The organism is Zobellella denitrificans (assembly GCF_002237365.1).
In the GTDB taxonomy this organism is placed as follows: Bacteria; Pseudomonadota; Gammaproteobacteria; order Enterobacterales; family Aeromonadaceae; genus Oceanimonas; species Oceanimonas denitrificans.
The window spans coordinates 44,912-53,743 of the sequence record NZ_NMUO01000015.1 but is presented as its reverse complement, the minus strand read 5'-3'; the positions used below and the strand labels follow the sequence as shown (position 1 = coordinate 53,743).

Annotated in this window: 8 protein-coding genes and 1 rRNA gene; 4 read left to right on the top strand and 5 right to left on the bottom strand. The window is 61.9% G+C overall.

Annotation, left to right across the window (positions count from 1 at the left end; translation table 11 throughout):
- From CGX12_RS05485 to CGX12_RS05470, 4 genes are all read right to left on the bottom strand, one after another.
- Positions 1–63 (bottom strand): 16S ribosomal RNA (locus tag CGX12_RS05485); the annotation flags it as partial.
- A gap of 363 nt (positions 64–426) precedes the next feature.
- Positions 427–951 (bottom strand): menaquinone-dependent protoporphyrinogen IX dehydrogenase, encoded by a 525-nt coding sequence (hemG, locus tag CGX12_RS05480; protein WP_094038882.1) that lies wholly within the window; start codon positions 949–951, stop codon positions 427–429.
- A 9-nt stretch (positions 952–960) separates the two neighbouring features.
- The gene (locus tag CGX12_RS05475) at positions 961–2,418 is read right to left on the bottom strand and encodes a TrkH family potassium uptake protein (protein ID WP_094038881.1); all 1,458 of its coding nucleotides are present in this window, start codon (positions 2,416–2,418) and stop codon (positions 961–963) included.
- A gap of 26 nt (positions 2,419–2,444) precedes the next feature.
- On the bottom strand, positions 2,445–3,068 hold the full coding sequence (locus tag CGX12_RS05470) for a YigZ family protein (RefSeq protein ID WP_094038880.1): 624 nt from the start codon (positions 3,066–3,068) through the stop codon (positions 2,445–2,447).
- 280 nt (positions 3,069–3,348) lie between these two features.
- Between CGX12_RS05470 and fadB the strand changes: the two genes are divergently transcribed.
- The 4 genes from fadB (at position 3,349) to CGX12_RS05450 (ending at position 8,061) form a co-directional block, all read left to right on the top strand.
- Positions 3,349–5,493 (top strand): fatty acid oxidation complex subunit alpha FadB, encoded by a 2,145-nt coding sequence (gene fadB / locus CGX12_RS05465; protein WP_094038879.1) that lies wholly within the window; start codon positions 3,349–3,351, stop codon positions 5,491–5,493.
- 22 nt (positions 5,494–5,515) lie between these two features.
- Positions 5,516–6,679, top strand: a complete 1,164-nt coding sequence (gene fadA, locus CGX12_RS05460; RefSeq protein WP_094038878.1) for an acetyl-CoA C-acyltransferase FadA — start codon at positions 5,516–5,518, stop codon at positions 6,677–6,679.
- Between the two features lie 129 nt (positions 6,680–6,808).
- On the top strand, positions 6,809–7,054 hold the full coding sequence (gene tusA, locus CGX12_RS05455) for a sulfurtransferase TusA (protein ID WP_094038877.1): 246 nt from the start codon (positions 6,809–6,811) through the stop codon (positions 7,052–7,054).
- Between the two features lie 80 nt (positions 7,055–7,134).
- Positions 7,135–8,061, top strand: a complete 927-nt coding sequence (locus CGX12_RS05450) for an AEC family transporter (RefSeq protein WP_094038876.1) — start codon at positions 7,135–7,137, stop codon at positions 8,059–8,061.
- 79 nt (positions 8,062–8,140) lie between these two features.
- On the opposite strand, the gene CGX12_RS05445 is transcribed toward CGX12_RS05450, so the two are convergent.
- Positions 8,141–8,791 carry an OmpA family lipoprotein gene (locus CGX12_RS05445; RefSeq protein ID WP_094038875.1) on the bottom strand — a complete coding sequence of 217 codons (651 nt, stop codon included), beginning with the start codon at positions 8,789–8,791 and terminating at the stop codon, positions 8,141–8,143.
- Positions 8,792–8,832: the final 41 nt, after the last annotated feature.

Genomic DNA, 8,832 nt, shown 5'->3' with positions numbered 1-8,832 from the left:
GACTTGCATGTGTTAGGCCTGCCGCCAGCGTTCAATCTGAGCCATGATCAAACTCTTCAATTTAAGTTTGATGCTCAATGAATTACTGAAGTGTTTGTGCACTTCGACAATCATTGAAAAACAATATCTTTTTGTTTCCCAACCACTGCGAGTGCCCACACAGTTTGCTTGATAAATTGTTAAAGAGCGTTGACCGTTAGCGGGTCAGGGCTGCGTATTCTACGCCGTCCGTTTGATTCGTCAAGCCTCAAAACCGAAGTTTTTACCGCTTGTGACCGCCGGCGTGTTCCGCCGTGTCAGTGAGGGCGCATTATAGGGAGCCGCGCTTTTTGCGCAAGGGCTTTTTTGACGTTTTTATTAAAAAAGGCGATTTTGGATATAAAATGAGCCAAAACCACCTTTTATTAATAGTTTGTTAACCAAACCTTAGCGGTGGCGGGCAAACTGACGGGCAAACTCCCTGACTTTATCCCAATCGGTGAACTCCAGATCCCGGCTGCTGTCGGTGCTGCCGCCGGTGATCTTCATGATCAGCCGGATGATAAGGGTCTGCCACCAGTTGTACTCGCTGTACTTCAAGGCACCGGCGAACACACCTATGGTCCGGGGGCGCCAGGGAGACCTGGCCAGAAATTTGCGAATATAAGCGTTGGTCTTGGGATCGGCCTTTTCCGGCTTCCTGGCCGTGAGGCAAACCCCGAAAAACGCCGAATCAACGACCTCAAGCTGTTCACTATGGGTATGGATAAAGGTGTACAGGCTGTCATGGAAATGGCCGTAGCGAATGGAAGCTCCAATCAGCACCTTATCGTACTTGCTGAGGTTTTTCTTGGGCAACGCATGTAAATCAGCCAGTTCCACATCATAACCGGTAAATTCATCCCGCATCGCATCAATGATTTTTGTCGTCTGACCATTGCGAGACGAATAAAGTACCAACAGTTTTCCCATAGTCTCCTCTTAGCTTCGCCAGAAGGCGGGCGTAAACAACACCAGCAAGGTAAAAATTTCCAAACGTCCGAACAGCATGGCCAGGATCATGATCCACTTGGCGGTATCGGTGGTGGAGCCAAAGTTGGCTGCCACCTCCCCCAGTCCCGGCCCCAGGTTATTGAGGGTGGCCACCACGGCGGTAAAGGCCGTCAGCTCGTCCATACCGGTCGCCAGCAGGGCCAGCATGCAGAGCACGAACACCAGGGCATAGGCCGCAAAGAAGCCCCATACCGCCTCCACCACTCTATCAGCTAGTGCCTTGTTGCCAAGTTTTATTCGATAGACGGCGCGGGGATGGATAAGGCGCTTGAGTTCCCGCATCCCCTGCAAATTAAGAAGCATGATCCGGACCACTTTTATACCACCGCCGGTGCTGCCGGCACAGCCCCCGATACAGGAGGCGAACATCAATAATACCGGCAGAAACAGGGGCCACTCGGAAAAACCGGTGGTGCTGAAGCCGGCGGTGGTGGAAATGGAGACCGCCTGGAACAGGGACTGATCCAGCGCCTGCCAGGGATCGGAATAAACCCGGTGAGCCATCAGCACCGACATGCAGATCAGGGTGAGCACCACCTGCACCCCGATAAAGGCCTTGACCTCCGGATCGAGGCGATACACCGACAACCTCGTGCCCCTGTTGGCAAAGGCGGCAAAATGCAGGGTGAAGTTGACCCCGGCAATCATCAGGAACACCACTATGATCAGGTTGATCATGGGGCTGTTGAAGTGGCCTATGCTGGCATCGTAAGTGGAGAAGCCTCCTATCGCCACGGTAGAAAAAGCATGGCAGATGGCATCGAACAGGTTCATGCCCGCCAGCCACAGCAGCAGGGCGCAGGCGATGGTCAGCACCAGGTAGATGTACCAGAGGGCCTTGGCGGTTTCGGCAATGCGTGGCGCCACCTTGTTATCCTTGACCGGCCCGGGGATCTCGGCCCGGAACAGCTGCATGCCACCGATGCCGAGGATGGGCAAGATGGCCACCGCCAGCACTATGATGCCCATGCCCCCCAGCCATTGCAGCATCTGCCGGTAGAACAGTATCGCCTTGGGCAACTCGTCCAGTCCGCTGATCACGGTGGCGCCGGTGGTGGTCAGCCCGGAAAACGACTCGAAAAAGGCCTCCGCCAGTGTCATGCTGGGTTCGGCACTAAGTATAAAGGGAATGGCCCCCACGCTGCCCAGCACCGTCCAGAACAGCACAACGATCAGAAAACCTTCCTTGGCCCGCAATTCCTTGTTGTGGGTGCGGTTGGGAAACCAGAGTGCCAACCCCAGGATCAGGCAGATGACAAAGGCACTGAAAAAGTCGAGGCCGGCACCGTCCCGGTAGATATAGGCCACCAGGGCCGGCGCCAGCATGGTCACGCTGAACAGGGCCACCAGGATGCCCACGATACGGATAATTGTGCGAATATGCATGGTGTTTCCGATACACTGATAACCGATTAATCCAGCGCCTGTTCCAGCGGCCTGGCCTTTAAACGTCCCTGACTGCGATCCAGCAGTTGACGGCAAAATTCGGGTATGACACGTGCCTCAATCGACAGTGTTCCCGTCACCCCGGCGCCGTACTCGACCTCCAGCCAGAGCCCCTCGAATTCACCCAGCAGGAACTCCAATAGCGCCATGTCGCCGTAGTCGGCGCTGATGGCCACCCGCCCCATGATGCGCCGCTCCCGGGTTTCCAGTTGCGCCAGGGCCGATGCCACAGTTCCGCCATAGGCCCGCACCAGGCCACCGGTGCCCAGCTTGATGCCGCCGAAGTAACGGCAGACCACGGCGGTGATCTCGCCGATGCCCGAGCCTTGCAACTGGGCCAGTATGGGCTTGCCGGCGGTGCCCGAGGGCTCGCCGTCGTCGCTGAAGCCCAGCACCCGGGAATCCGTCGGGGCGCCGGCGACGAACGCCCAGCAGTGGTGGCCGGCAGCAGGTTCCCGGGCCCGCACCGCCTCGATAAAGGCTTTCGCCGCCGTTGGATCCGGCGTATGCGCCAGGTAGGCGATGAAACGGCTTTTCTTGATGTCCTGCTCCCACACCAGTGGGCCGGCAGGCACCGGATAAGGAGACATATTCACGGCACGGATCCCGGTTACGGCAAAGCTCGCCTGCTATTGTTTATTCGACCTGTTGGCCTGCCTGGAAAAAAGAGCGCAACATTGTTGCCGAATCGGGCAGGGAAGTCATCTTTTGCTCATTCGGGCACGCCGGTGACGGGCTGTTACAAGAGCCACACAAAATTAAAACGATTGTTTAAAATAGGTGTTGAAATCCGCTGTTTTTCTGTTCATAGTGAGCCCATCCCTGCCCGGGAGAGTCGGAGCAGCCCAAGGGAACAAGGAGATTATGAGGATGATCTATCAAGGCGAAGCCCTCTCTGTGCAACTGTTGCAAGACGGTATTGCTGAACTGCGATTCGATGGCGCAGGCGCCATCAACAAGCTCGACCGCGCCACCCTGCTGTCGCTGGAACAGGCGGTGACGGCGCTGGAACAGACCAGCGGTATCCGCGGCCTGATGCTGACCAGCGCCAAGGATGCGTTTATCGTCGGTGCCGACATCACCGAATTTCTGGAGTTGTTCGAGCTGCCGGAAGCCGAGCTTGGCGACTGGCTGGCCAAGGCCAACGCCATCTTCAACCGCATCGAAGACCTGCCCTTCCCCACCCTCAGCGTGGTCAGGGGCTATGCCCTGGGCGGCGGTTGCGAATGCATCCTGGCCACCGACTACCGTATCGGTGATGCCAGCGCCCGCATCGGCCTGCCGGAAACCAAGCTCGGCATCATGCCCGGCTTCGGCGGCACCGTGCGCTTGCCGCGCCTTATCGGTGCAGACAACGCCATGGAATGGATCACCACGGGGCAGGAAAACAAGGCCGAGGCCTGCCTGGCCGTGGGCGTGCTGGACGCCGTGGTCGACAGTGACAAGCTGCAGACCGCCGCCATTCGCCTGTTGCAGGACGCTACCGCCGGCAAGCAGGACTGGCAGGGCAAGCGCGCCCGCAAATGCGCGCCCCTGACCCTGGACAAGCTGGAAGCCATGATGAGCTTCAACACCGCCAAGGGCATGGTGGCCGCCAAGGCCGGCCCCCACTATCCGGCGCCGATCACCGCGGTGAAAACCATCGAGGCCGCCGCCGCCCTGGGCCGTGACGCCGCCCTCCTGGTAGAACAGGACAACTTCGTCAAGCTGGCCAAGACCCCGGTGGCCCGCGCCCTGGTCGGCATTTTTCTGAACGATCAGTTCATCAAGGGCAAGGCCAAGAAGGCGGCCAAAGCGGCACCCGCCACCCGCAAGGCCGCCGTGCTCGGTGCCGGCATCATGGGTGGCGGCATCGCCTACCAGTCGGCGGTGAAAGGCATACCGGCGGTAATGAAGGACATCAATGACCAGGCCCTGGCGCTCGGCATGAACGAGGCCGGCAAACTGCTCAACAAGCAGCTGGAGCGGGGCAAGATCGATGGCTTCAAGCTGACCCAGGTGCTGTCCAGCATCACCCCCACCCTGAGCTACGACGGCCTGCAGGGCGTGGACATGGTGGTGGAAGCCGTGGTCGAAAACCCCAAGATCAAGTCCCAGGTGCTGGCCGAGGTGGAAACCAAAGTGAGCGAGGACGCCGTCATCGCCTCCAACACCTCCACCATTCCCATCTCGACCCTGGCCAGGAGCCTCCAGCGCCCGGAACGGTTCTGCGGCATGCACTTCTTCAACCCGGTGCACCGCATGCCTCTGGTGGAAATCATCCGCGGCGAGCAGACCAGCGACGACACCATCAACAAGGTGGTGGCCTACGCCGCCGCCATGGGCAAATCGCCGGTGGTGGTAAATGACTGTCCCGGCTTCTTCGTCAACCGGGTGCTGTTTCCCTACTTCTTCGGCTTTGGCAAGCTAATCGCCGACGGCGCCGACTTTGTGCAGGTCGACAAGGTAATGGAGAAGGTGTTCGGCTGGCCCATGGGCCCCGCCTACCTGCTCGACGTGGTCGGTATCGACACCGGCCACCATGCCGCCGCCGTCATGGCCGAAGGCTTCCCGGCGCGCATGAGCAAGGCCGGCAAGGACGCCATCGACGTCATGTACGAACAGCAGCGTTTCGGCCAGAAGAACGGCAAGGGCTTCTACGCCTACAGCCAGGACAAGAAGGGCAAGCCGAAGAAGGAAGCAGACCCGCAGAGCTACCAGCTGCTGCAGGCCGTGGTGACCGGCCAGGCGGAGTTTGCCCAGGACGATATCATCGCCCGCATGATGATCCCCATGATCAACGAGGTGGTGCTCTGCCTGGAAGAAGGCATTATCGGCTCCCCCGCCGAGGCGGATCTGGCGCTGGTGTACGGCCTCGGCTTCCCGCCGTTCCGGGGCGGCGTGTTCCGCTACCTGGACACCCTGGGCCTGGCCAGTTACGTGGCCCTGGCCGACAAGTTCGCCCACCTGGGCCCCCTCTATCAAGTGAGCCCCGGACTGCGCCAGATGGCCGCCGACGGCAAGACCTTTTACTGATTTGGCGGAAGGAGACGACAACATGAAAGACGTGGTCATTGTCGATTGTATTCGCACCCCCATGGGGCGCTCCAAAGGCGGCGCATTCCGCAACGTCAGGGCCGAGGATCTGTCCGCCCACCTGATGCAGGGGCTGCTGGCCCGCAACCCCGCCCTGGCCGCCAGCGAGGTGGAAGACATCTACTGGGGCTGCGTGCAGCAGACCCTGGAGCAGGGGTTCAACGTGGCCCGCAACGCCGCCCTGCTGGCCGGCCTGCCCAAGGAAGTGGGCGCCGTCACCGTCAACCGGCTGTGCGGCAGCTCGATGCAGGCGCTGCACGACGCCGCCCGCGCCATCATGGTGGGTGACGGCGACGTCTTCATCATCGGCGGGGTCGAGCACATGGGCCATGTGCCCATGAACCACGGGGTGGACTTCCATCCCGGCCTGGCGCTGAACGTGGCCAAGGCCGCCGGCATGATGGGCCTGACCGCCGAACTGCTGGGCCGGCTGCACGGCATCAGCCGGGAGCAGCAGGACGCCTTCGCGGTGCGATCCCATCAACGGGCCCACCAGGCCACGGTGGAAGGCCGCTTCGCCAACGAGATCCTGGCCACCAACGGCCATGCCGCCGACGGCAGCCTGACCCGGCTCGAGACCGACGAGGTGATCCGCCCGGAAACCAGCCTGGCGTCCCTGGCCCAGCTGCGCCCGGCCTTCGATCCGGCCAACGGCACCGTCACCGCCGGCACCTCCTCCGCCCTGTCCGACGGCGCCGCCGCCATGCTGGTGATGTCCGCCGACAAGGCCGCCGCCCTGGGCCTCAGGCCCCGCGCCCGCATCAAGGCCATGGCGGTGGCGGGCTGTGACCCCTCCATCATGGGCTACGGCCCGGTGCCGGCGGTGCACAAGGCGCTCAAGCGGGCCGGCCTGTCGGTGCAGGACATCGACTTGTTCGAACTGAACGAGGCCTTCGCCGCCCAGTCGCTGCCGGTGCTGAAGGATTTGGGGCTGCTGGAGGTGATGGACGACAAGGTCAACCTCAACGGCGGCGCCATCGCCCTGGGCCACCCCCTGGGTTGCTCCGGCGCCCGCATCTCCACCACCCTGATCAACCTGATGGAGAACAGGAACGCCACCCTGGGCGTGGCCACCATGTGTATCGGCCTGGGTCAGGGCATCGCCACCGTGTTTGAACGGGTTTAGGGGAAACAAGAAACTTCTATGGTCGATTTTGGGCAGGGGCTTCCTCTGCCCTTTTTTGATCGTGGTCACGGTTGACCATTTATTCAGCAAGGGTAATATAGGCGGGGTTAACGACCAGGTAGTAGAACCATGACCGATTTCTTTTCCGACGCCCAGCACCGTCTGGATGCCACCGGCCTGCGCTGCCCCGAGCCGGTAATGATGGTGCGCAAGCAAGTACGCAACATGGCCAGCGGAGAGACCCTGCTGGTCACCGCCGACGATCCCTCCACCACCCGGGACATCCCCAGCTTCTGCCGCTTCATGGACCATGTGCTGCTGTCCAGCCAGATCGAGCAGTTGCCCTATCAGTTCCTGATCCAGAAAGGCACCTGACTCGCCGAAGGGCGGATATGGCCGTCCGTCACAAGCTGATAAGCTGGGGGTTCGAACAACTCTCTTTGTAAGGACACCCCATGCTGGCCGTCAGCCATGCTCTTGGCCCCCTCTTCCTGCTGATCCTCACCGGCACCCTGCTCCGCCGGCTGCGTTTTCCCGACGAACAGTTCTGGCACGGCGCCGAGCGCTTCATCTACTTCCTGCTGTTTCCGGCCATGCTGATCAGCACCCTGGCTACCGCCGACTTCGGCCGGGTCGCCTTCACCGGCATGGTCGGCCTGCTCGCCGGCCTGCTGCTGGTGCTGGCCGCCGTGCTGTGGCTGGCCAGGAACAGACTGGGGCTGGACATGTCCTCCTTCACCTCGGTATTCCAGGGCGCCCTGCGCTTCAATACCTACGTGGGTCTGGCCGGGGCCGCCGCCCTCTACGGCGACGCCGGCATCACCGCCGCTGCCGTGGCCATCGCCGTCATGGTGCCGCTGGTCAATATCCTCTGCGTGCTGATGTTCGTGGGTGTCGACGGCGGCGGCCAGTCCGGGCTCTGGAATGCCATCAAGGCCCTGGCCAAAAATCCGCTGCTGCTGGGCTGCGTGGCCGGCATCGGCCTCAATGTCACCGGTATCGGCCTGCCGGGCTGGAGCCGGGATACCCTGAGCCTGGCCGGGCAGGCGGCCCTGCCCCTGGGGCTGATCGCGGTGGGGGTGGCACTGCAACTGAAAGCGTTGCGCGGCACCGGCCGGGCCTTCTGGCAGGCCTGCGCCATCAAGTTTGCCGCCCTGCCCGTACTGGCCCTGCTGGTCGGCTGGCTGACCGGGCTGGGCGAGATCGAGCTGGGGGTGGTGGTGCTCTTCACCGCCCTGCCCACCGCTACTTCGTCCTATATCCTGGCCCGGCAGATGGGCGGCAATGCTCCCCTGATGGCCGCCATCATCACCGGCCAGACCCTGCTGGCCATGGCGATACTGCCGGTATGGATGTCGCTGCTGGCCTGGCTGCGGCCATAAAAAATGCCCGCGACGCGGGCATCTCTCAACGCAGTATTGCGCAGGCCTGCCGGGACACGGCAGATGCCCACGACCCGGCTCAGGACATGGGGCTCAGGGTGATCTCCACCCGGCGGTTCTGCGCCCGGCCCTGCTCGGTGTCGTTGCTGGCCACCGGCTGGTTGAAGCCCACGCCGCGGATATTGAACCGGTTGGCGGCCGCGCCCTGGCTGATCAGGAACTGGCCCACGGAAGCGGCACGGCGCTCGGACAACGCCTGGTTATGGCTGGCGGAGCCGGTGCTGTCGGTATGGCCGACCACGTGTACCCAGGTCTTGTCATATTCTTTCAACACCATGGCCACCCCACTCAGGGTGTTGTAGAAGCTGGGCGACAGATCGGCGCTGTCCACCGCGAAGGTGATGGCGCTCGGCATGTTGAGGATGATGTTGTCGCCATTGCGGGTCACGCTGACGCCGGTGCCGCGCATCTGGTCCCGCAGCTTGGCTTCCTGCACGTCCATGTAGTAACCCACGCCGCCGCCCAGGGCCGCGCCGCTGGCGGCGCCGATCAGGATGCCTTTCTTGCGATCGCTGGAACTGGCCGAAGCCCCGCCGATCACCGCCCCGGCCAGGGCACCGATGCCACCGCCAATGGCCGCCTTGGAGGTCTGGGATTCACCGGTATAGGGGTTGGTAGTACAAGCAGAAAGGGCCATCGCCGCAGCCACGGCCAAGCAGATTTTTTTCATATCGGGGTTCCGTTGATAACGAGCACAAGTACTCGACAATA